The sequence below is a fragment of the Parabacteroides distasonis genome, from assembly GCF_004793765.1.
GTDB lineage: Bacteria > Bacteroidota > Bacteroidia > Bacteroidales > Tannerellaceae > Parabacteroides > Parabacteroides distasonis_A.
In genome coordinates, this window is the sequence record NZ_SRYM01000006.1 from 48,301 (window position 1) to 70,388 (window position 22,088).

Below are 22,088 nucleotides of genomic sequence, written 5' to 3' on the forward strand. Positions count from 1 at the left end.
ACGATCTAGAGAGATATGAGACATTTATTGAGTATATGTATCGCTTTATTGTTCCTCGGAGGTGTGAGCCTACAGGCACAGAACGGTGTGCGGGGAACTGTTAGTTTCGAGAATGTAAGCGCAAAGAAGGACGGAAGCCAGCTTATGATGAATTTTACGACCAATCTGAGCAATCTGCGTTTGAAATCCCAAGAGATGGTCATCCTGACACCGGTATTGCAATCGGTGGATAAATCGCAGTCTTACCAGTTTAACCCGATCGTGATTACCGGGCGGGCACGTATGAAGGCGTTGAACCGTGAGTTGGGTTTCAATAGTTATGAATTTCCCCAAACTCCTAGCTTGATTATCCGTCAGACGAAGAAGGGGCCCGAATTGATTCCGGTGGAGTTGTCCGTGCCTTATGCGGGATGGATGCGAAACGCTACCTTGATGGTGGATGAGAATACCACGGGATGCGCTTCTTGCGAGGTATCAGATGAAACCTATGGGGTGATGAACCGTGTATTGCCTCCGTTGGCTCCTCCCGTTTATGAGCTTAGCTATGTTACTCCTCCGGTAGAACCGGTAAAACAGCGAAGTGAGACGCATTCCGCTTATTTGAATTTTGAGGTAGGCAAGTCCGTATTGTTACGTGCTTTCAAGGATAACACTACCGTACTGAATGAGGTGAATAAGATTGTAACGGAAGTCCGTAGCGATAAGAATCTTAGTTTTACCGAATTTAAGGTTACCGGATACGCTTCCCCGGAAGGTGGTTACGACTATAATATGAGATTGTCCGAGAGCCGTGCCAAGGCTTTTGTCGCTTACATGAAAGATAAGGAGAATATAGATCCTTCCTTGATGAAAGTAAATTGGATGGGTGAGGATTGGATCGGGTTGCGTCAAGCGATTATGAAATCAGATCTAGCGAATAAAAAGGAGATTCTGGAGATCTTGGATATTCAAGATATAAACAAGCGCAAAGCTAAATTGCAAGCCTTGAACGGAGGTCGGACGTATAAGATATTATTGGATAAATACTATCCTCCTTTAAGACGCATTGATTATACCTTGGCTTATATCGCACGTCCGTTCGACGTGAACGAGGCTAAGCAAGTGATCAGAACGAAGCCTCAATATTTAAGTTTGAATGAGATGTTCTTGGTGGCTAATTCCTATGATAAAGGTAGCGATCAGTTCAAGGAGGTATTTGATATCGCTGTTCGTCTTTATCCGAGCGACCCAATCGCTCAATTGAATACGGCGGCTCTTGAGATTGAGACAGGCGCTTACGATCCGGCCATCAGTCGTTTGCAAGGCATTAATTTGCCGGAAGCATGGAATAACCTAGGTGTCGCTTATGCGATGAAGAAGGATTATACGACCGCTATGCAATATTTCGATCAAGCAGCCCAAGCCGGCGTGCAGGATGCCGCCGCGAACCGGAATGAACTGACCGCTTGGTTGGCCGAGCAATAATGGAGATACTTACCTCCGAAGATAAAAAAGTCCCCGTTTCGGGGGCTTTTTTGTGCTTATAATTTCGCTTTCCATTCATTCATCAATTCGGTAATGGTTTCCCGTACCGAAGTGATCTTATTCGCTCGCCAAGCGTTGCTGCCGGCAAAAGCGTATCCATTCTCGAAATTACCTTTGAAAGCATTGTACAAGGCGGTGACGATGCAGTACGGACTGCGTGATATATCACACGTCTTGATACAGTTGAAGGGACAAACTTTCGGTTGCTTGATTCCTGCCTTCACTTTCTCGAGGAAACTGCAATGGATGGCTCGTCCAGGCATACCGACGGGGCTTTTGATAATCTCTATATCCTTCTCTTCAGCCTGTATGTAGGTCTGTTTGAAGGCTTCCGAGGCATCGCATTCCGTGGTGGTAACGAACCGGGTTCCTAACTGAACGCCTGATGCTCCAAGGTCTATCATGCGTTTGATATCTTCACCCGTGTAAATGCCTCCTGCTGCGATTACCGGGATCTTTTTGTCGTATTTTTGTTCAAAATGAGAGACTTCTTCTATGACTTGGGGTAGCAGCTCTTCCAAAGAGAACTGTTGGTCTTCCAACTGGTTTTCCTTATATCCCAGATGTCCACCCGCTTTCGGACCTTCCAGTACCACCGCATCCGGAAGATAATCATAGTTATTCTTCCATTTCTCGCAGATGATACGTACGGCACGTGCGCTGGAAACGATGGGAACCAGCTTGGTGACGCTATCTTTCTTGAGGAAAGAAGGTAAGTCCAAGGGCAGTCCGGCACCGCTGAAAATGATGTCTACCTTTTCCGCTATACTGGTTTTCACCAATTCAGCGAAGTCGGAAAGAGCTACCATTACGTTTACGCCGATGATACCTTTCGCTTTTTCCCGAGCCTTGCGGATCTCTTCCGCTAACCCGAGATTCCCAGCTTCCGTATAATTGCCGGGTGACAATTTCTTATATAAGAGTCCGAGACCGGCTGCGGAGATAACGCCGATCCCACCTTCATTTGCAACGGCCGAGGCTAAGCCGGAAAGAGAGATACCTACGCCCATTCCACCTTGGATGATTGGAATACGAGCCTTTAGGTCTCCGATTGTTAATGTCTTCATTAAAAAAATAAATATAGTGTTTCAAAAATCGAGGCAAAGGTAGCACAATATCCTAATAAATGTGCAAAATGAACCATAATTATCGCGCAAATATTATAGTTATGTGCAATGTATGGAACGAACAGATTATTTTATGTAAATTCGTCCCTAAATAATTAGACAAGACGATTTGTAACAGGATTGTAATGTATGTGAAACGGAGGCGTTGTAACTTTGCGACGCAAATATAGTTTTTATTGTTAGGAATGAAAGTAGGAAAAGTTATAGCGTTCATGCTAGTGCTGCTTCCATTTAGCATGGGAGCGCAGGAGATGGATCAGCCGGTGGAAAAACGTATCGATTCCTTGGCTACGGAAGTGACTACCTTGGATAAGGTAGTCCGGAAGCTAAGCAAATTCAAGGTTTCCGCTTATATCCAAGGACAATACCAATATGGACAGCAAGACGCTACCTTGAAAGTGGGCGATAAGAACGAGAACTTGGATAAAGGGTTTAACCGGATCGGTATCCGCCGGGGGCGTATGAAGTTTGAGTACAATGATGGGATCGGAACAGGTGCTGTCCAGATCGAGGTGAATGATAAGGGAGTAAGTTTCCGTGATCTGTATATCGGTATCAAGGATCCTTGGACGAAACGTAGCCAGTTGATGGCTGGTGTGTTCAACCGTCCTTTCGGCTATGAGGTCTGTTATTCTACGAGTGCTCTCGAATCTCCGGAGAGAGCGACTATTATCCAGTATTTCTTCCCGGATGAGCGTGACTTGGGAGCGATGCTTACCTTACGTACCCAAACTACCAGCCCATTGAGTTTCTTGCGATTGGATGCCGGCGTGTTTGCCGGAAACAGTATTAACCGGGAGACGGATAGCCGGAAAGATTTCATCGGGCGTCTGGGTGCCGAGAAGGCGATAGGCGACTGGGGAAAATGGGGAGCCGGTTTCTCCTATTACCATGGCTTTGTCTACAACCCGACAACCGAGGCGTATGAGATGCGTGGCAATCATTTCGTTAAGAGGGATATGGGAGAGACGGGTACTTATATGAAGCGCCAGTATTTAGGTTTGGATGGACAGTTTAGTTTTCTTTCATCTTTAGGAAAGACCACTCTCCATGCGGAAGGTTTGATCGGTACCCAACCTGGTATCGCCGGAAGCAGTAAAAGCCCGAACTACAGTACCCGACCGGAGAATTTGCCGGAAAATTCTTTGTTCAAGCGCCCTTTCCTCGGTTACTTCTTTTATTTGGTACAGGATATAGGCACCTCTCCTTTCTCCGCCGTATTGAAATATGACGTTTACGATCCGAATACGAAGGTGAGTGGCAATGAGGTCGGGGCGGAAAACAGTTTCACCTCAAAAACCGACTTGGCTCAAAGCACGATAGGTATCGGCGGTATCTATAATTTCAATAAACATATCCGTCTACAAGCTTACTACGAGTTTAACTTTAATGAGAAAAGTAACCTCGTGAAGGGCTACGAGAACGACCGGAAGGATAATGTATTGACAGTCCGTCTTCAATATAAGTTTTAATTCATAGGATTGTAATATCTGTTTCATCCCATTGAAATACCGAAGTATTTATTTTGTATCGTAAATAAAAGATAAATACAAAGTAATGAAGAAGACGATTTTATTAGCTGCCATGGCAGCCTGTTTGTTTGCTACGAATGTGTTTGCCCAGAAGATAAAGGGTAGTGATACTTGTTTGCCTCTTACCCAGACTGAAGCCGAGAATTTCATGAATAAAGACAAAGCCGCTAAGATCACGGTGACGGGTGGTGGCTCCGGCGTGGGGATCTCCGCTTTGATGGAAGGTACTACGGATATAGCGATGGCTTCCCGTAAGATGAAATTCGACGAGCGCATGAAGTTGCAAGAAGCCGGGAAGAAGACGAAAGAGGAGGTGATCGCCTACGACGCTCTGGCTGTTGTCGTGCATCCTTCCAACAAGGTATCCAATCTGACCCGGGAGCAATTGGAAGGCATTTTTACCGGCAAGATCAAGAATTGGAAAGAAGTGGGTGGTACGGATATGAAGATCGTGGCCTATTCCCGCGAGACTTCTTCCGGAACCTACGAGTTCTTCAAGGAGAGCGTATTGAAAAATAAGAACTATATGAACGGTATCTTGAGCATGCCGGCTACAGGTTCCATTATCCAAAGCGTGAGCCAGACGAAAGGAGCTATCGGCTATGTGGGTCTCGCTTATCTGAACAAAGAGGTGAAGCCGATCCATGTATCGTATGATGCCGGAAAATCCTACGTGGAGCCTTCTTTGGAGAACGCGAGGAATAAGACCTACCCGATTGTTCGTCCGTTGTTCTATTACTATGAGACGAAGAATGCCTCAAAAGTGCAACCATTCATTGATTATGTAATGTCGGCCGAAGGGCAAGCGACGGTGAAGAAGGGCGGTTATGTTCCGGTAAAATAAATATCTTATATAGGTTTTGTTTCTCCTAGGGAAAACAAAAGTTTCCCTATGAAGAAACTACAATTACACTTAGGAGAAACAAAAGTTTCTCACTAAGAAATTCGCAGAAACCTTTTAACTTTTAGAAACGATCGCTTATTCATTCCCCTCAAGGAACTGATCCATATACAGATGTTCGCCATCCCATACGATATAAGAGAAGAATTGCATCCAATCCCCGGCTATCAGGATACGGGAGGTACGGCTGAGCATCAAGTCCAACATGATGTGACGATGGCCGAAAATGAAAAAATTAATGTCGGGATGCGTCTTTAGATATTCCTTGGCGAAAACAACCATATATTCTGCGTCTTCCCCTTGATACTTTTTAGCCTCTTGCTTTTCCAGTCCGCTCTTCCGGCTGTTGAGCGACCAGCCTAAAGCGAACCCGAACGTCCAGCGGGGATGTATTCCCGCATATAACCATTGGCAGAACTTGTTCCGGAAAATAGCCCTGATCAGACGGAATGCCTTACTCCGGAAATCTACCTCATCGCCATGCCCGAGGAAGAAACGTTTCCCTAATAAATCGACTGTCAAGGTATCCCGATGGATGATGGCGCCTATCTCTTTCGGCAAGTAGTCGAACATCCAGATGTCATGGTTACCGATAAAGATATGTATTTCTATGCCTCTGTCCGCTAACTCGGCCAATTTCCCCAGAAAACGTACATGGCCTTTCGGCACGACGTATTTGTATTCGTACCAATAGTCGAATAGATCTCCCAGAAACCAAATGGCGGAAGCGTCTTCCTTGATGCTATCCAGCCAACGTGCCAGTTTCTTCTCGATAGCTAAAGGGTCCTTGTGGAAACGGGCTCCCAGATGTGCGTCTGAGGCGAAATATATTTTCATAGAAAACCTAGTTCCAGTTTAGCCTCCTCTGTCATCATGTCCTTGTCCCATTCCGGTTCGAATACGAGGTTTACCTCTACGTTGTTCACCCCATCGACCGTTTCTACCTTCATGCGTACATCTTCCAATATGAAATCGGCAGCCGGGCAGTTCGGAGCGGTGAGGGTCATATCGATGCGTACATTCTTTTCTTCATCGATATCTACTTTATATATAAGTCCAAGATCGTATACGTTTACGGGTATTTCCGGGTCGTATACCGTCTTAAGCATAGCGACGATCGCTTCTTCTGTTTGGAGAAATTCGTTGTTCATCTTCTTTTATAAGTTCGTGAATCCTGTATTGAACTACAAACTTACGAAATAGTTGAGAGTTGGCGATGTTTATTTGAGACTATTAACGCTTGTATCCGTATTGCCCATATGGAAGGTTTAATGAAAAAAAGAAGAGAGGAGTAGGGGTTTTGGCTGATGCGCTTGTCTTGTAGATACAAAACATCATTATAAAAATATATACGAGGTATGAAAAAGTTGATTTTGTTAATGGCAGTGGTTTTCAGTAGTGTGGCGGTGAACGCTCAGTCCCGTTGGTTGGTTACGCCGGAAGCCGGTCTTACCGTGAACAAGGAGAATGAGGGGAAAAGTGAGACAACCTTGGGATTCAAGGTCGGTGCCGGTGTATTGTACCAAATAAAGGAGGCGCAAGGAAATAAGCCCTCTTTTGGTTTAAAGTCCGGCTTGTATCTATTGATGCAAAAGGGAGATTTGCATACATGGAATGACGGGTATAATTATCATGGCTATCAGAATGAGTTTTATCCCGGGGGGTATGGCCAGGCATCAATGAGCGGTGAGGGAGGCAAGCATACCATAGGGGTTTGTGCCAATGAGATGACTCGTTATAACCTGCAATTACCTATCATGGCACACTGGGGATTCAAGCTTTGCGATGATATCCGTTTGAATCTGGCGGTAGGTCCGTATGTGGCGGTTGCGTTAGGGGGTACCGCATCTGCCTTTCAGACCATAGACAATAAGGTAGACTATAGTTATAACTATGATTTCAACCCGTTTAAAGAGAAGACGCTAGGTAATGGCATTACGCTGAAAGGTGCTCCCCGTTTTGATTGGGGCGGTACAGCCTCGGTGGGTATCACGGTGAAACGTGTCTCTTTCCAGATTGGTTATGATTTGGCTTGGGGCAAATACCATAAGGACCAAAACGATCTCCGAATCCGTAACCACCAAGTGAGCTTTACGTTCGGATATACGTTCTGATCCTTCTAGCGGAGGTTAGCGAAGCTTACCCTCGTCAGCATAACTGTAATAGATACCCTCGGCCAAGATTATGTGATCTAATAAGATAAGATCCATGATCTTGGCTGCTTTTTGTACCTGCTCGGTTAACGTGTCGTCTTGTCGGCTGGGCCTGATATTCCCGGAGGGGTGGTTATGGCATAGGATGAATCCGGTAGCTGTTTCCATTAATGCGGTTTTCAGGATTAGACGAATGTCAGCGGCGGAAGAATTGATACCACCTTGACTGATTTTGCATTTCTTCAATATCCGGTTGGCCGGATTGGTGAGTATGATCCATAGCTCTTCGTAGGGTAGGTCTCGCAATTCGGCTTGCAGCGATAGATATGCGTCGTTGCTGCTACGTATTTGCTTTGATTGAAGGCCCTCGGAGGCTCCCCGTCGTTTCCCCAACTCTAAGGCGGCGCATATAGTGACGGCTTTTGCCTCGCCGATTCCTTTGAAATCGGCTGTAAGTTGCTTGATAGAAAGCTTGGCTAGCTTATTTAGATTGTTGTTTACGGAGTGAAGTATCCGTTGGGAGAGTTGTACGGCTGTCTCCTCATTGTTTCCAGAGCCGATTAGTATGGCGATCAATTCGGCGTCGCTTAATACGGAAGCACCTTTTTGAAGCATTTTCTCACGGGGCCTGTCTTCTTCGGCCCATTCTTTGATGGAAAGTTTTTCTGTTGTTTCTTTCATAGCCAGGAAAGGTTTAGATCGGGTTAAAAAATAGTTCCCGCCTGCTTATCAAGCGGGAACCGTATATTTTGACAAGACCCGGATTACTCGCGGATACGCCCTACGTAAGAACCATCAGTCGTATTGATCTCGATAATCTCGCCCTCGTTGATGAACAACGGAACGCGAACTTCCGCGCCAGTCTCTACGGTTGCCGGTTTCAAGGTATTAGTAGCAGTGTCACCTTTAATACCCGGTTCTGTATAAGTAACTTTTAATTGAACTTTTGTAGGCATGTCGGCGAAAAGAACCGTATCGGTAGATGCATCAGAAACAACGTCTACGATTTCTCCCTCTTTCATGAAATCAACGCCGTTGATCAAGTTTTTGTCGATGATCACGTCGTCGAATGTCTCTTGGTTCATGAAATGATAATGCTCGCCTTCCGTATAAGTGAACTGATACGGGCGACGTTCTACGCGTACATCTTCCAACTTCTCACCGATATTGAAGCGACGCTCGATCTGACCGCCTTTTACAACATCTTTTAATGTCGTACGCATGATGGTATTACCTTTACCCGGTTTTACGTGAAGGAAATCGACGCAGAAATAGAGTTTTCCGTCTAAGCGGATACAAGTTCCTTTCTTAATGTCTTGTGAATTGATCATATTTATTTTCTTTATTTATAGTATGTTATAGAGTAATCCTTAACAATTTTCGGATACAAAAGTAGTATATTCCTGCTAAAGTAGCAAAAAGTTTTGCGTATTTATATGGAAAAATAGTTGCAAATCAACCGAATAACCGGAACCAAGACCGCTGTCATTATACCCATCAAGCCAATCGCCAGTCCGCTTAATGCTCCTTCGATGGCCCCGATTTGAATGGCCGCCGCTGTCCCTACTCCATGGGAGGAGGCCCCTAACGCCAATCCTTTAGCTATATGGCTATCTATTCCCAGTACTTTCATCACGATTGGGCCGACTATACTACCAAAGATTCCCACCGCTACGACAATGACGGCGGTAAGTGAAGGTATGCCGCCCGCTTTCTCCGCTATCCCCATAGCGATCGGGGTGGTGACGGATTTCGGCTGGAGCGTGGCGATCAACGCTTGGTCGGCTCCCATCAATTTACCGATGATGATTACGCTTACGATTCCGACAATGGCTCCGACAAATACGGAAGTCAAGATCGAAACGACATTTCCCTTTAGATATTGGATTTGCTCATATAACACATAGCCAAGGGCCACTACGGAAGGCCCCAGCATAAAATGGATCAAATGACTGCTTTGCTGGAACGACTCATATTGAATGCCTAGGACTTCCAGTACCACGATAATCACGAAGATGGTCGTAAGCAAAGGATGCAAAAGACTGATATGGACTTTCTTGTAAAGAGCCAAGGAAGTCAGGTAGGTACCAATTACCAAGGTAAGAGCGAAAATCTCGGAATGCGCCAGATTATCCATGGTCTATTTTCCCTTTTCCAGTTTTTGTTGCACCAACGCTACGCTGGCGATGACTAAAATTGTACTTACTACGGAAGCGATCAGCAGGACTGCCCAATACTCGGAGATGATCCCGAAGGAATTCATAAGCCCTACACCGGCAGGAACGAAGAATAATCCCATGTTTTGGGTAAGAACCGTGGAAAGACGTTTCACCTTTTCAGGTTTTACTTTCTTGAACGCGAGGGCTAAAAACAATAGCACCATCCCAATTACGCTACCCGGTATGAAACCGTCGATAAAGTAGCTGATAAACTCTCCCGTGAAATAGAAGAAGAGAATGTAAAATGCTTCTGTTAGCATAGTTTTTCTACCTTTTTTGATAACTGCTACAAAGATAACAGCTATTTCGTAGATATGTTCTATAACATATTATTTTAACATAATAGGGGCGGGGTTCGCCCACCCGTGGCATCAAGCTAACGCGGAAGTAATGAACATATAAATCATCATACCGATAATATCGTTGGTAATGGTGATAAACGGTCCGGTCGCCAAGGCCGGATCTATCTTCATCTTATCTAAGGTCATGGGAACTAACGTGCCGAATATACTGGCGAACATTACGACGGCGAATAGGCTTAAAGATACGGAGGCCGTAATCCCCCGGTCTCCCAGCATGAAGAAGTTGTAAATGAACACGACCAGACTGATAATGCTGGCATTGATTAACGAGACTACAGACTCTTTTAGGATTTGCGGTACGATATTCCCTTCCTTCAAGGTATTGTTTGCCAAGCCCTGTACCACGATAGCGGAAGATTGTATGCCTACGTTTCCACCGGTACCACCGATCAGCGGGATAAATAGCGCCATCTTCGGGTTAGTGGCGAAACTGCTCTCGAAACCACCGAGGATAACGGAGTTGCCCAATCCTCCGATCATGCCGATCAGCAGCCAAGGTAGGCGGGCAGCGGTTTGGGTAAATACATTATCCGAGGTTTCCACGTCTTGTGAGATACCGGATGCCAACTGGTAATCACGCTCGTGTTGCTCGCGTACCTCATCCATAACGTCGTCGATCGTGATACGTCCTACCAGACGTCCGATACTATCGACTACGGGCAAGGCTACCAAGTCATATTTCTCGATTGTCTCCGTAACCTCCTCTATACTGTCGCTGTCGCGAACGGAGATCGGGTCTTTTTTCATGACATGCTTGATCTTGGAGACAGATGGGTGGGTGATCAGTTTCTGCAAGGGGAGCACGCCTTTCAGCCGCTCGTCGTCATCCACTACATATACATAATAGATCTCGCTCATTTCCTCCGCTTGCTTACGCATCTCGTCGATACATTTGGGCATACTCCAATTCTCGTTCACCACGATCATTTCGGTACCCATCAAACCGCCGGCGGTGTCCTCGTCGTATTTCAACAAGTCCACGATATCACCGGCCTGCTCTACGTCCTCAATATGCGAAAGGATCTCCTCTTGGGTATCCTCGTCCAACTCACGCATCAAGTCAACGGCATCATCTGTTTCCATGTTGTCGACGAAACGCTTGGCGATAAGCTCATTGGGAAGTTCCTTCAATAACTTATGACGGTCTTCCTCATCCAACTCCATCAAAACATCCGCCGCTTTGTCGCCATCCATCAATAGATAGAGATAAATGGCCTCTTGCAAGTTCAGTTCTTGATAAAGCTCGGCTATATCAGCGGGATACAGTTCATGAAGTACCTCCTGTGCCTTTGCGTCATCTTTGGCCTCGATGATGCTTTTCAGGTTCTCGATGTAATCTTTCGTCAGTTCGATCATTGGACTCTTATATTATTATAGGACATCACCAGCCTGCTTCTCCAAATGCTTTTGGCTGATCAAGGTCAGTTCCACGAATTGCTCCACAGACAACTGTTCCGGCCGCTTGTCGAATATCGGCAAGGCGTAATCCGAGCAATCCTTACCCAATAGGGGTTTCATGGAATTACGAAGTGTTTTCCTTCGTTGGTTGAATGAGGTCTTTACTACGGTCTTGAATAACTTCTCGTCGCATCCCAGCTCCTTGCGGTCGTTACGAGTCATTTTCAATACGGCGCTTTTCACCTTTGGAGGCGGATCGAATACTTTCTCACTGACAGTAAAGAGGTATTCCACGTCGTACCAAGCTTGGAGCAATACGCTCAGGATTCCGTACGTCTTGCTACCGGGACCTGCCGCTAGGCGTTCCGCTACCTCTTTTTGTAACATCCCCGAGCAACAAGGAATCTGATCCTTATAATCGAGGACCTTGAAGAATATCTGGCTGGAGATATTATAGGGGTAATTACCGATCACGCAAAACTGACCCGGAAATAGCTTCGAGAGATCCAATTTCAGGAAATCCTCGGCGATGATATGTCCTTTTAGATCGGGGAAATTCTGGTTCAGGTAATCTACGGATTCCATATCCAACTCGACAACGGTCAAATCATGTCCCGCCTCCAGCAAGAACTGGGTAAGGACTCCCATTCCCGGCCCGATTTCCAAGACCGGGAAGGATTTGAAAGTATCGAGTGTGTCCGCAATGCGCTGTGCTATTTGCAGATCCTTTAGGAAATGTTGTCCTAATGCTTTTTTGGGCTTAACTAATCTCATCCACTTTTCGGTGTAATGTGTTTGTTTTTAAATATTATGCTTATCTTTGCGGATGCACAAAAGTACAATAAATAATTTAAAGTTCTCTATACCTAATGGATTTTAAGAGCATTCTACGTACGTTTCTGAAGATAATTCTACCTTTAGCCTTCGGCTGTTTACTCCTTTGGTTTTTGTATCGGAAAATGGATATCACTGAGATTTGGCGAGTCGTCAAGGAGGGGGTTCGTTATGATATTATTCTGGTTTCTTTACTGTTCGGCTTGTTCGCCAATGTCGTCCGTGGCTTACGGTGGGGGTTGCTGATCAATTCTTTGGGCGAGCGTTTCAAGATGAGTAACGTGATTTACGCCGTATTGGGTAATTATGCGGTGAATCTGGTATTGCCCCGTGTCGGTGAGGTTTGGCGTTGCGGTATGATCACGAAATACGATAAGATCTCGTTTACCAAACTTTTAGGTACGCTGTTGATCGACCGTGTGAGCGATACGATCATGGTCGGTTTGATAACCTTGTTGATATTCATATTTAATATAAGCTTCTTTACGAGTTTCTTCGCCAAGAACCCGGCTTTGCTCGAAGGGTTCCAGTCTATGTTCAATTCGATATGGATTTATGTGGCGGTGATAATTTTTGTCGCTGTAATTTGGTTTGTATTCACTTATATGAGTAACTTTACGCTGGTACAGAAAGCCAAAGGGCTGTTGAAGAATGTATGGACCGGTATGAAGAGTATCTGGTACATGGAGCATAAGATGCGTTTCGTGATAGAGACGTTATTGATTTGGGGAGGTTATTTCTGTTACTTTTATATAACGTTCTATGCTTTCGACTTTACCAAGGACTTGGGTATCGTAGTCGGGCTGATCACTTTTACGATGAGTAGTATCGGTGTGGCGGTGCCTGTTCAAGGTGGTATCGGACCGTGGCATTTCATGGTGATCGCTACCTTGGTTTGTTTCGGCGTGAACGAGAATGATGCGGCGGCGTTCGCCTTGGTCGTTCATACGGTACAGACGGTATGGACGGGATTGTGCGGATTATTCGGAGTGGTAGCTTTACCGCTCACCAATCGGGAGAACAAGGAGGCTCCGGTCGCTGTTTCGTGATGAATACAAGATTATGTATTAAATATGAACTGAACTAAATTATTAACATCTATGTCAGCAGAAATCAAAGATCTATCTCCGAAGCATGTATGGGGTTATTTTTATGACCTTACGCAAATCCCCCGTCCGACCGGACATATGGAGGCAGTAACCCGTTTTATGATATCTTTTGGTAAAGGATTGGGACTGGAAACCCTGCAAGATGAGGTGGGTAACGTATTGATCCGTAAGCCGGCTACTTCCGGAATGGAAGGTTGTAAGACCGTGACATTGCAGTCTCATCTGGATATGGTTCCTCAAAAGAACTCTTCCGTAAAGCATGATTTCGAGAAAGATCCGATTGACGCTTATATAGACGGTGATTGGGTGACGGCCCGTGAGACGACTTTAGGGGCGGACAATGGCATGGGTGCCGCTCTAGCGATGGCCGTGTTAGCGGACGATAATTTGCGCCACGGACCTATCGAGGCCTTGTTTACGATTGATGAGGAACAGGGCATGGACGGCGCTTTTGGTCTAAAGCCACATTTCTTAAAGGGTGATATTTTATTGAATTGCGATTCCGAGAAGGAAGGGGAGTTGTTCGTAGGTTGCGCGGGGGGCGCGAACGTGAATATCTCTTTCCAGTTTAAGGAGGATACTTATATCCCGGAAGGCGACGTGGCCGTCAAGGTTAGTTTGGCGGGCCTGAAAGGTGGCCATTCCGGTGTGGATATTCATTTAGGGCGTGCGAACGCGAATAAGTTGATGTTCCGTTTCTTGAAAGAAGCGGTATGCGATTATGGCGCTCGTTTGTCTTCTGTGGCAGGTGGTTCCTTGCCTAACGCTATCTCTCGTGAAGCTTTTGCCGTGATAACGATTCCGGGTGATAACGTGGAGTCTCTTTGGGAGCTAGTGGCTGATTACCAAGATATGTTCCGTACGGAGTATATGGGTGTGGAGGATCGGATCGATTTCGTTGCGGAGATGGTTGAATTGCCGTCCACGTTGATTCCGGAGGAGATACAGGATGATTTGATCAATGCGATCGAGGGATGCCAGAATGGTGTGATCAGCATGTTACATGATTTCCCGGGTACGGTTGAGTCTTCCTCTAATTTAGCGATCGTGAAGACTTCTGATGGATTGATCGAGGTGAAGATCTTGGTGCGGAGCTCATCCGAGTCTCGCAGGGATTCTGTTTGCTCAAGTTTGGAGAGTGTATTCGCTTTGGCAGGAGCCAAGGTGGAGGAGTCCGGTCATTATAATGGTTGGCAGCCTAATATAAATTCCCCGATCTTGAATTTGATGAAATCTACTTATCTGGATTTATTTGGTAAGGAACCTGAGGTGAAGGTGATGCATGCCGGATTAGAATGCGGTATCATTCAAGGCGCTTATCCGGAGATGGATATGGTTTCTATCGGACCGGATTTGGAATATCCGCACTCGCCGGACGAGCGAGTGAATATTCATTCCGTACAGAAGATCTGGGAGTTTATTACAACTACATTGGAGAGAATCTAAGGATCTTTTTCCTTATAGATATTAAACAAACCCTCCAGCCTTTGTTCTTCTAACCATTTGGTTAGCGAGAATAGGGCCGGAGGGTTTGTTTTGTTTCTCTATATCCTCAAGGGAGAGCCCTGTGTGTTGTTCGCCATTGTAGCCTAGTCGTTATATTAACGTACGCATGTACATTATATCATTAGGTAAAAATGGCTCATGTGATAAAATCCGTGGATGAGACTATCGACGAGGAATGTTCCACGGAACGTGGAAAGTGCTTGGAAAACTACTTAGTAAGCAGACTTCCCCTTTGCTTAGGGAGTAGATGCCGGTCTACTTAGGGAGTCGTTGTCGATAGTCTTAAGGATTCGTCTGTATTCTTGTATTGTAACTGTCTTATTCTCTAAAAGATAAGTATACCTTCTTCGTTCAGTGTCACCGAACGATCATTCGCCGCCGGCGAATATATATTCACTTCCGCCGAACGATCGTTCGCTGTCGCTAGATGAAGTATATATTAGGTTGTGAGGGATTTTCCATAAGCTCCAAGGATCGTTTGTCCTGGTTTGTTTCGGCTTTTGTACCTATGGATTGATTAATGTTAAATTTTTGATTTATGAACAAAAAGATTACTACGCTTTTGGCTAGTGCTATGCTGGCGACTGCATTCTCGGCGGGAGCACAGAAGGTAGGGGATCAGATCTTGCTGAAGTCTTCGTCAAAGTTTTTAACTGTAGCTACTGAAACAACTAATGGAAGTCAGTTTGGCCAGATCGGGACTTTTTTTGGTGAATATCTTTAATTTTGTACTTTTGTAAGCTTGCACGAATGTTATACATGAATAGGAAAATTAGACAATGGCCAGCGATGATATAAAACAGGCATGGAAAGTGCCGGAACCTACGTTAAGGAGGTTGCCGTGGTACCTCGCGTTTGTAAAGTTGATGAAAGGGAAAGGGGAAACGTTTATCTCATCTACCCAGATCGCTAAGGAGATCAATGTAGATCCCAGTCAAGTCGCTAAAGATCTCTCTTTTGTGAATATCTCCGGGAAGACGAGAGTGGGATACGATATTAACGCATTGGTTGACGTACTGGAGGATTTCCTCGGTTTTACATCCCAGCATAAGGCATTTCTGTTTGGGGTCGGAAGTCTGGGTGCTTCTTTACTGCACGATACGGGGCTGGGTCAATATGGGTTGGAGATCGTGGCGGGCTTTGATGTCCGCAAGGATTTGGACGGGAGCATGATTAATGGCATTCCTGTTTTTCATATGGATGATTTTCCCGCCAAGCAAAAAGAATATGGCGCTACGATCGGGGTGATCACCGTGCCGGTGGAGAAAGCGCAGGAGGTAACAGATCGGATTATCGAGGGAGGAATCAAGGCGCTTTGGAATTTTACCCCGTTCCGTATACGGGTGCCGGAACATATCGTAGTTCAGAACACTTCTATGTATGCGCATTTAGCTGTTATGTTTAATCGATTGAACTCAATGAATCACTAAAATATGAAGATTATCGCCGTTGGAATGAACTATGCCGCTCACAATAAAGAGCTGCATCATTCGTTAGAATTAGCAGAGCCTACTATTTTTATGAAGTCGGACTCCTCTTTGTTGAAAGATGGGAAACCGTTTTTTATTCCGGATTTCTCATCGGAAGTTCATTATGAGACGGAGATCGTGGTACGGATAGATCGTCTGGGGAAGAATATAGCCGAGCGTTTCGCTCATCGTTATTATCATGAGGTTACTGTCGGTATTGATTTCACTGCACGGGATTTGCAGAATAAATTGCGTGCGCAAGGGCTACCGTGGGAGATTAGTAAGGCGTTTGATAATTCGGCTGTGATCGGGACGTTTATCCCGCTGGAGCAAGCGGGGGATGTAAACCGGCTTCCGTTCCATCTGGATATCAATGGCTCGAAGGTACAGGAGGGCAATACCTCGAATATGCTGTTTTCGGTAGATAAGATTATCGCGTACGTAAGTCGCTTTTTTACGTTGAAAATAGGCGATTTGATTTATACCGGAACACCTGCCGGTGTAGGTCCCGTGAAAATTGACGATCATCTGGAAGGATACCTTGGCAATCGGAAGCTTCTGGATTTTTATGTGAGATGAGAAGATTACTATATATATTCATTATCGGTTTATTGCTTTGCTCATATACATGGGCGGATGGTAGCCGTTATGCCTCTAAATCCCTGTTATCGGAGGGGAAATGGGTGAAGATCCGGGTGAATAAGACTGGGGTCTATAAATTATCCTATGCGGATTTGAAGAATATGGGTTTCTCGGACCCATCCAAAGTCTCCGTCCATGGCTATGGAGGATGGCCCTTGGATGAGGATTTCAGTAAGGAGTATATCGATGATGTCCCTTCTACTCCGGTTTGGCGTGGCAATGATTACCTGTTATTTTATGGGAAAGGGCCGGTTAAATGGGAATATGACTTGTCGAGCCAGACATTCGTGCATACGAATAATCCTTATTCTTTGTATGGCTATTACTTTGTGACCGATGCCACTCCGACGAATGATATGATTTCCGTGGCTCAAGCGAGTGGCGCTACTCATCGGATCACGACTTACGATGATTTTTTGGTGCATGAGCAAGAGTTAGTATCGTTGGCGAAATCGGGTAGGGAACTGTATGGGGAAGATTTTAGCGGAGCTACCCCCCGGACCCTATCAACATTCTCTTCAATTCCGGGAATCACGAATGAAGACGCTAAGATAACCATGAGTTTTGTATCTAAAGTTACTTCAGGCACGGGGATCGCTTCTTTAAGTATCAATCAGTCTAATGTTTTGGATGTTTCGATCCCTGCGAATAAGGAAGAATATGTAAAGGCCGTAGAAGGGGTGAGTACGGCGGTATGGCAGGGTGAAAAAGGCGAGAAAAACAGTGTGGTCGTATCTTATAACTCCGCATTTCATAATAATGTACGGCTGAATTATGTGCGGTTGAATTTCAAACGGGCTTTGCAACCGTATGGGGCTTATACTTTTTTTCGTAGTATAGCTTCTATAGGAAATGTCTCCCGGTTTGTGATACAAGGTGCGAGTGCGAATACCTTGGTCTTTGATGTGACGGACGCTCAGCGGGTGAGACTGATGGAAACGGAATTGAAAGGCTCAGAGCTTACTTTTTCTATTCCTGCCGGGACTTTACGGGAGTTTGTTTTGGTGCGGACGGATCAGAGTTTTGCCTTTCCTGAGGTTGTCGGCGAGGTGGAAAATCAGAACCTGCATGCTTTGGAACAAAAAGATATGATCATCATAGCGGCTAAGGCTTTCAAAACGCAAGCGGAACGGTTGGCGGAAGAGCATCGGACGAAAGATGGATTGACCGTGGAAGTCGTAGACCCTCAAACGATTTATAACGAGTTTTCGAGTGGTGGACCCGATGCGACAGCTTATAGACGTTTTATGAAAATGTTTTATGACCGTAGTGTGTCTTCGGGGAACGCTCCTAAATATTTGTTGTTGTTTGGGGATGGGGTTTATGATAATCGGGGGATTTGTTCGGATGTAAAAGGTATTTCCCGGGACAATATGCTGTTAACCTATCAGTCGAAAGAAGCATTGAGTGAGTATTCTTCCAAATATGGCTATTCGTATGTGACGGATGATTATTATGGATTATTGGGTGACGTATCTGAAACGGCTCTTATCGGCAAGAATAGTATGTGCATAGGCGTAGGGCGTTTCCCGGTGCGGACGGTGACGGAAGCTACCCAGATGGTAGACAAGGTGATCGGCTATATGAGAAATACGGATATGGGAAGCTGGAAAAACCAGATTACGTTTGTCGCTGATGATGGTAATAATGCGGATTCTTTTACGATAAATCATGCTAAACAGGCGGACGAATTGGCCCAGTTTATAGAGGAAGAGCACGGTGCTTTCCTTACGAATAAGGTTTATTTCGATGCGTTTAAGCGGGATAACAGCGGTACGTATCCGGATGTGCATAAGCGGATCGCTGAACTGTTGAAAAAAGGCCAGTTATTAATTAATTATACAGGCCATGGCAATACGATCGCTTGGTCTGATGAATATGTCTGGACGCAGACGGATATTTTACAATCTACTTATACGAAGTTGCCTATTTGGGTGACGGCTACTTGTGACTTTACTCGTTTCGATGATGTGAATACTTCGGCAGGGGAGTCTGTTTTCTTGAATGCGACAAGTGGAGGTATCGCTTTGTTTACGACAACCCGTGTAGTAGAATCTAACAGCAATTCGGCTCTGAACAAAGCGCTTTATCATAATCTATTCGGAAAGGCGGATGGGAAGGCCCGGACATTGGGAGAGGCTATGATGGAGACCAAGCGGAATCTGTCTGGGGTTAATAAACTTAATTTTATCTTGATCGGTGATCCCGCCTTGAAGATATCTTATCCTGAGTATAAAGCGAAAATGACTACTGTAAATGGCGAGGCCATATCGGATGAGCCTTTTACGTTTAAAGCCTTGGAGAAAATAACGGTAGAGGGAGAGATACTGGATATGCAAGGAGGTTTGGCGAATAATTTTACCGGTATCCTAAATGCTACGGTGCTGGATAGTAAGGCTTCATTGACTACATTAGGTAATAATATCGTAAAGGGAGATACGATTAAGTTTTCTTACACCGATTACCCGAATGCGATCTATATAGGACAAGATTCGGTACGACAAGGAAAGTTCAGTTTTACATTTATGGTTCCGAAAGATATCTCTTATTCGAATCAGCAGGGAAAACTGAACCTCTACGCCTCGGATGAGGTAAATGGGCATGAGGCGCAAGGATCTTTCTTGAATTATATCGTAGGCGGTACCGCTGATAATGCGGAGATCGATACGATCGGTCCCGAGATCCGGCAGATTTACTTGAATGATTCTAGTTTTGTAGTGGGTGATCAAGTGAATACAACTCCTTATTTTGTCGCTAGGTTGTGGGACAAGAGCGGTGTGAACATAACGGGTAGTAGCGTAGGGCATGATATCATGTTGACGATCGACAGTATGCCTTCCATGAGCTATAATTTAAATAATCAGTATGCTTTGTTGCCGGACAAAGATGGGGAAGGACTTGTCCAGTTCTCCATTCCCGAGCTGAAACCGGGAATACATACGGCTGAGTTTAAGGTGTGGGATATCTTAAATAACTCAACGACCTATACCTTTACTTTTGAGGTGGTGGAAGGGTTAAAGCCTAATCTGATCGAGATGTATGCTACCCCGAATCCGGCGCGGGATCAGGTGGAATTCTATCTGCATCACAATCGCCCGGAGTCGAACTTAAAGGTAACGGTTATGGTTTATGATATGACCGGTAAGTTCCTATGGAGTACCGAGAAGAGCGGTTCCTCCGAATTGTTTAAGGCTTATATCGTAACTTGGAACTTGACGGATAACGGTGGCAGGCGGTTGCGTCCGGGTGTTTATCTGTATCGGGCGGCGATTCGTACGAATAACTCGAAAGAGGCAACAAAAGCGAATAAATTAATCATTCTCGCACAATAAAGTATCGGGTAATTAGTTTATAATAAGCATGGGGTTTATGCCCCGTTAGGTAGGATCAATTAAATGAGTTTTAGAATAAAATATATGGTAAGAGTTTCAAGATTCAGTCTGTTACTGGCGGTTTTCAGCTTATTGACCGCATTTACGGCTTTGTATGCCCAAGGTGGCACAGACGATATTAAGCATAAATTCGCCCCGATCAATACGGCTATCCCTTCATTGTCTATCGCCCCCGACGCCCGTGGTGGTTCCATGGGTGATAACGGTGTGGCTACTACGCCGGATGTGAATTCCCAATACTGGAACCCGGCCAAGTATGCGTTTAGCTACAGCAAGGCCGGAGTTGCCTTGTCTTATACGCCGTGGTTGCGCAAGTTGGTGAACGACGTGGCTTTGGCGTATCTGGCCGGTTATTATAAACTGGGCGATAGCGATATGCAGGCGATCGGAGCGTCTTTGCGTTATTTCTCTTTAGGAGAAGTACAGGAAAGCCGGGATCAAGGAACGGGTAACACACTCATATTGAATCCGTATGAGATGGCCTTCGATGTAAGCTATAGTCGTAAGCTATCGGATGTGTTCTCTATGGCGGTCGCCTTGCGCTATATTCGTTCGGATATGGGTGCCTCGTCGGACGCGGATATGGTTCCGGATAACGCTTTTGCCGCCGATATCGCCGGTTATCTGGAGAAATACGTGATCTTAGGGAATAGCGAGTGCTTGTGGAGTTTTGGTTTTAATGTCTCCAATATCGGTACGAAGGTTTCTTACGACGGTGGAAATACAAACCAGTTCTTGCCTACGACGCTGAAGGTCGGTACCGGCTTGCTCTACCCGATCGATGATTATAACCAGATCGGTGTTTATGTGGATTTAAGTAAGTATTTGGTTCCTGTCGAGCCTCGGCAGGATAGCGGGGAGGATGAGGCCGATTTCAATAAGAGGAAAGAGGATTACAACAACATGTCGCCCATCACCGGTATCTTCAAATCATTCGGCGGCTCGCCGAATGGCTTCAAGGGCGAGCTAGAGGAGATTATGGCCTCTATCGGTCTGGAGTATAATTACAATCAGCAGTTCTTTGTTCGTGGCGGTTATTACTATGAGAATAAATATCAGGGAAACCGTCAGTACTTCTCGGTCGGCGCCGGTTTCCGTATGAGCGTTTTCCAGTTGGATGCCGCTTATTTGATCAGTACGGTACAGAGTAACCCGTTGGACCAGACGTTGCGTTTCTCTCTCTCGTTCGATATGGATGGAATCAAGAACCTTTTCAGATAAATGGGTATGAAGATACGTGTAGGTTTTGGTTATGACGTCCACGCCTTGGTGCCGGACCGGGAATTATGGCTGGGCGGGATTAAGATCGAGCATACGTTGGGCCTATTGGGACATAGCGATGCGGACGTGCTGATCCATGCGATCTGTGACGCTTTATTGGGAGCGGCCAATATGCGGGATATCGGTTATCATTTCCCGGATACGGCTGGTGAATATAAGAATATCGATAGTAAGATCTTGCTCCGGGATACCATGAGGCTTTTGAGAGAGGCGGGCTATGAGTTGGGCAATATCGATGCCACCGTAGCCGCCGAGCGTCCTAAATTGAATCCCCATATCCCTCTGATGAAGAAAACGCTGGCCGAGGTCATGAACGTGGACGAGGAGGATATCTCTATCAAGGCTACGACCACGGAGAAGCTGGGCTTCACCGGACGGCAGGAAGGGATCTCGGCTTACGCTACGGTCTTAATACAATGTGTGAGATCGTAACAAGGAGGACATGTCTTTTCTGAAAAACAAAAGAATAACTTTTTATCATTACATAGATTGCTTAAGGAAAAAGAGTCTAAAGAGTCTGTTCCCCAATGAACTGTTTGATCGAGGCATTCAGAATGTTCATTTTTTAGTTCTTTTCTTTTATGGATGTACAGACTTTCTTTCTCGTATTCAAAATTGTCTTGATACATTTCCTTTGGA

Annotated in this window: 21 protein-coding genes; 12 read left to right on the forward strand and 9 right to left on the reverse strand. The window is 45.4% G+C overall.

Translation table 11 applies throughout. The features are described 5' to 3' along the window. Positions 1-15 precede the first annotated feature (15 nt). On the forward strand, positions 16-1,464 hold the full coding sequence (locus E5342_RS03390; protein WP_135958823.1) for a DUF3868 domain-containing protein: 1,449 nt from the start codon (positions 16-18) through the stop codon (positions 1,462-1,464). Between the two features lie 56 nt (positions 1,465-1,520). Here the strand turns inward: E5342_RS03390 and E5342_RS03395 are convergent, their stop codons facing one another. Continuing rightward, positions 1,521-2,591, reverse strand: a complete 1,071-nt coding sequence (locus E5342_RS03395; RefSeq protein WP_121737035.1) for an NAD(P)H-dependent flavin oxidoreductase — start codon at positions 2,589-2,591, stop codon at positions 1,521-1,523. Positions 2,592-2,836: 245 nt separating this feature from the next. On the opposite strand from E5342_RS03395, the gene E5342_RS03400 reads away from it, so the two are divergent. After that, positions 2,837-4,123: a hypothetical protein gene (locus E5342_RS03400; RefSeq protein ID WP_135958824.1), complete on the forward strand. Its 1,287-nt coding sequence runs from the start codon at positions 2,837-2,839 to the stop codon at positions 4,121-4,123. Between the two features lie 85 nt (positions 4,124-4,208). After that, a complete protein-coding gene (locus tag E5342_RS03405) occupies positions 4,209-5,027 on the forward strand; it encodes a PstS family phosphate ABC transporter substrate-binding protein (protein WP_135958825.1) in 819 nt (272 codons plus the stop codon). A 135-nt stretch (positions 5,028-5,162) separates the two neighbouring features. On the opposite strand, the gene E5342_RS03410 is transcribed toward E5342_RS03405, so the two are convergent. Both E5342_RS03410 and E5342_RS03415 read right to left on the reverse strand, forming a co-directional pair. Continuing rightward, entirely contained in the window at positions 5,163-5,921 is a 759-nt protein-coding gene (locus E5342_RS03410; RefSeq protein ID WP_135958826.1) for a UDP-2,3-diacylglucosamine diphosphatase, read from the reverse strand. Continuing rightward, positions 5,918-6,235 (reverse strand): metal-sulfur cluster assembly factor, encoded by a 318-nt coding sequence (locus tag E5342_RS03415; protein WP_121737039.1) that lies wholly within the window; start codon positions 6,233-6,235, stop codon positions 5,918-5,920. The genes E5342_RS03410 and E5342_RS03415 overlap by 4 nt, the downstream gene beginning before the upstream one ends. Positions 6,236-6,442: 207 nt before the next feature. On the opposite strand from E5342_RS03415, the gene E5342_RS03420 reads away from it, so the two are divergent. Next, a complete protein-coding gene (locus E5342_RS03420; protein ID WP_121737040.1) occupies positions 6,443-7,198 on the forward strand; it encodes an outer membrane beta-barrel protein in 756 nt (251 codons plus the stop codon). 15 nt (positions 7,199-7,213) lie between these two features. Here E5342_RS03420 and radC read toward each other — a convergent pair whose 3' ends face one another. From radC to rsmA, 6 genes are all read right to left on the reverse strand, one after another. Next, positions 7,214-7,918 (reverse strand): RadC family protein, encoded by a 705-nt coding sequence (gene radC, locus E5342_RS03425; RefSeq protein ID WP_121737041.1) that lies wholly within the window; start codon positions 7,916-7,918, stop codon positions 7,214-7,216. An 83-nt stretch (positions 7,919-8,001) separates the two neighbouring features. Further along, positions 8,002-8,568, reverse strand: coding sequence for an elongation factor P (gene efp / locus E5342_RS03430; protein ID WP_121737042.1), 567 nt, complete (start codon positions 8,566-8,568; stop codon positions 8,002-8,004). Between the two features lie 101 nt (positions 8,569-8,669). Beyond that, entirely contained in the window at positions 8,670-9,374 is a 705-nt protein-coding gene (locus E5342_RS03435) for an LrgB family protein (RefSeq protein ID WP_135958827.1), read from the reverse strand. 3 nt (positions 9,375-9,377) lie between these two features. Continuing rightward, positions 9,378-9,716: a CidA/LrgA family protein gene (locus E5342_RS03440; RefSeq protein ID WP_005861203.1), complete on the reverse strand. Its 339-nt coding sequence runs from the start codon at positions 9,714-9,716 to the stop codon at positions 9,378-9,380. A 111-nt stretch (positions 9,717-9,827) separates the two neighbouring features. After that, entirely contained in the window at positions 9,828-11,174 is a 1,347-nt protein-coding gene (mgtE, locus tag E5342_RS03445) for a magnesium transporter (RefSeq protein WP_005861206.1), read from the reverse strand. A 15-nt stretch (positions 11,175-11,189) separates the two neighbouring features. After that, the gene (gene rsmA / locus E5342_RS03450) at positions 11,190-11,990 is read right to left on the reverse strand and encodes a 16S rRNA (adenine(1518)-N(6)/adenine(1519)-N(6))-dimethyltransferase RsmA (protein ID WP_121737044.1); all 801 of its coding nucleotides are present in this window, start codon (positions 11,988-11,990) and stop codon (positions 11,190-11,192) included. Between the two features lie 95 nt (positions 11,991-12,085). Here rsmA and E5342_RS03455 point away from each other — a divergent pair, with 95 nt between their 5' ends. From E5342_RS03455 to ispF, 8 genes are all read left to right on the forward strand, one after another. Further along, positions 12,086-13,099 carry a lysylphosphatidylglycerol synthase transmembrane domain-containing protein gene (locus tag E5342_RS03455; RefSeq protein WP_121737045.1) on the forward strand — a complete coding sequence of 338 codons (1,014 nt, stop codon included), beginning with the start codon at positions 12,086-12,088 and terminating at the stop codon, positions 13,097-13,099. A 51-nt stretch (positions 13,100-13,150) separates the two neighbouring features. Further along, complete coding sequence (locus E5342_RS03460) at positions 13,151-14,605, forward strand: aminoacyl-histidine dipeptidase (RefSeq protein WP_135958828.1); 1,455 nt, start codon at positions 13,151-13,153, stop codon at positions 14,603-14,605. A 598-nt stretch (positions 14,606-15,203) separates the two neighbouring features. Further along, the gene (locus tag E5342_RS03465; protein ID WP_135958829.1) at positions 15,204-15,389 is read left to right on the forward strand and encodes a hypothetical protein; all 186 of its coding nucleotides are present in this window, start codon (positions 15,204-15,206) and stop codon (positions 15,387-15,389) included. Between the two features lie 55 nt (positions 15,390-15,444). Next, entirely contained in the window at positions 15,445-16,095 is a 651-nt protein-coding gene (locus E5342_RS03470) for a redox-sensing transcriptional repressor Rex (protein WP_135958830.1), read from the forward strand. Positions 16,096-16,098: 3 nt separating this feature from the next. Further along, a complete protein-coding gene (locus tag E5342_RS03475; protein ID WP_121737196.1) occupies positions 16,099-16,713 on the forward strand; it encodes a fumarylacetoacetate hydrolase family protein in 615 nt (204 codons plus the stop codon). Beyond that, a complete protein-coding gene (porU, locus tag E5342_RS03480; RefSeq protein WP_135958831.1) occupies positions 16,710-20,108 on the forward strand; it encodes a type IX secretion system sortase PorU in 3,399 nt (1,132 codons plus the stop codon). Before E5342_RS03475 ends, porU begins: the two co-directional genes overlap by 4 nt. Before the next feature lie 84 nt (positions 20,109-20,192). Next, entirely contained in the window at positions 20,193-21,389 is a 1,197-nt protein-coding gene (porV, locus tag E5342_RS03485) for a type IX secretion system outer membrane channel protein PorV (protein WP_135958832.1), read from the forward strand. Between the two features lie 6 nt (positions 21,390-21,395). Then, a complete protein-coding gene (gene ispF, locus E5342_RS03490; protein ID WP_121737210.1) occupies positions 21,396-21,881 on the forward strand; it encodes a 2-C-methyl-D-erythritol 2,4-cyclodiphosphate synthase in 486 nt (161 codons plus the stop codon). Positions 21,882-22,088: the final 207 nt, after the last annotated feature.

Excerpts from the sequence above, each read along its gene's own strand:
- E5342_RS03410 (WP_135958826.1), bottom strand. The coding sequence starts at position 5,921 with ATGAAAATATATTTCGCCTCAGACGCACATCTGGGAGCCCGTTTCCAC.
- E5342_RS03390 (WP_135958823.1), top strand. The coding sequence starts at position 16 with ATGAGACATTTATTGAGTATATGTATCGCTTTATTGTTCCTCGGAGGT.
- E5342_RS03460 (WP_135958828.1), top strand. The coding sequence starts at position 13,151 with ATGTCAGCAGAAATCAAAGATCTATCTCCGAAGCATGTATGGGGTTAT.
- porU (WP_135958831.1), top strand. The coding sequence starts at position 16,710 with ATGAGAAGATTACTATATATATTCATTATCGGTTTATTGCTTTGCTCA.
- E5342_RS03470 (WP_135958830.1), top strand. The coding sequence starts at position 15,445 with ATGGCCAGCGATGATATAAAACAGGCATGGAAAGTGCCGGAACCTACG.
- radC (WP_121737041.1), bottom strand. The coding sequence starts at position 7,918 with ATGAAAGAAACAACAGAAAAACTTTCCATCAAAGAATGGGCCGAAGAA.
- ispF (WP_121737210.1), top strand. The coding sequence starts at position 21,396 with ATGAAGATACGTGTAGGTTTTGGTTATGACGTCCACGCCTTGGTGCCG.
- efp (WP_121737042.1), bottom strand. The coding sequence starts at position 8,568 with ATGATCAATTCACAAGACATTAAGAAAGGAACTTGTATCCGCTTAGAC.
- E5342_RS03475 (WP_121737196.1), top strand. The coding sequence starts at position 16,099 with ATGAAGATTATCGCCGTTGGAATGAACTATGCCGCTCACAATAAAGAG.
- mgtE (WP_005861206.1), bottom strand. The coding sequence starts at position 11,174 with ATGATCGAACTGACGAAAGATTACATCGAGAACCTGAAAAGCATCATC.
- E5342_RS03440 (WP_005861203.1), bottom strand. The coding sequence starts at position 9,716 with ATGCTAACAGAAGCATTTTACATTCTCTTCTTCTATTTCACGGGAGAG.
- E5342_RS03455 (WP_121737045.1), top strand. The coding sequence starts at position 12,086 with ATGGATTTTAAGAGCATTCTACGTACGTTTCTGAAGATAATTCTACCT.
- E5342_RS03400 (WP_135958824.1), top strand. The coding sequence starts at position 2,837 with ATGAAAGTAGGAAAAGTTATAGCGTTCATGCTAGTGCTGCTTCCATTT.
- E5342_RS03420 (WP_121737040.1), top strand. The coding sequence starts at position 6,443 with ATGAAAAAGTTGATTTTGTTAATGGCAGTGGTTTTCAGTAGTGTGGCG.
- E5342_RS03435 (WP_135958827.1), bottom strand. The coding sequence starts at position 9,374 with ATGGATAATCTGGCGCATTCCGAGATTTTCGCTCTTACCTTGGTAATT.
- E5342_RS03465 (WP_135958829.1), top strand. The coding sequence starts at position 15,204 with ATGAACAAAAAGATTACTACGCTTTTGGCTAGTGCTATGCTGGCGACT.
- E5342_RS03405 (WP_135958825.1), top strand. The coding sequence starts at position 4,209 with ATGAAGAAGACGATTTTATTAGCTGCCATGGCAGCCTGTTTGTTTGCT.
- E5342_RS03415 (WP_121737039.1), bottom strand. The coding sequence starts at position 6,235 with ATGAACAACGAATTTCTCCAAACAGAAGAAGCGATCGTCGCTATGCTT.
- E5342_RS03395 (WP_121737035.1), bottom strand. The coding sequence starts at position 2,591 with ATGAAGACATTAACAATCGGAGACCTAAAGGCTCGTATTCCAATCATC.
- porV (WP_135958832.1), top strand. The coding sequence starts at position 20,193 with ATGGTAAGAGTTTCAAGATTCAGTCTGTTACTGGCGGTTTTCAGCTTA.
- rsmA (WP_121737044.1), bottom strand. The coding sequence starts at position 11,990 with ATGAGATTAGTTAAGCCCAAAAAAGCATTAGGACAACATTTCCTAAAG.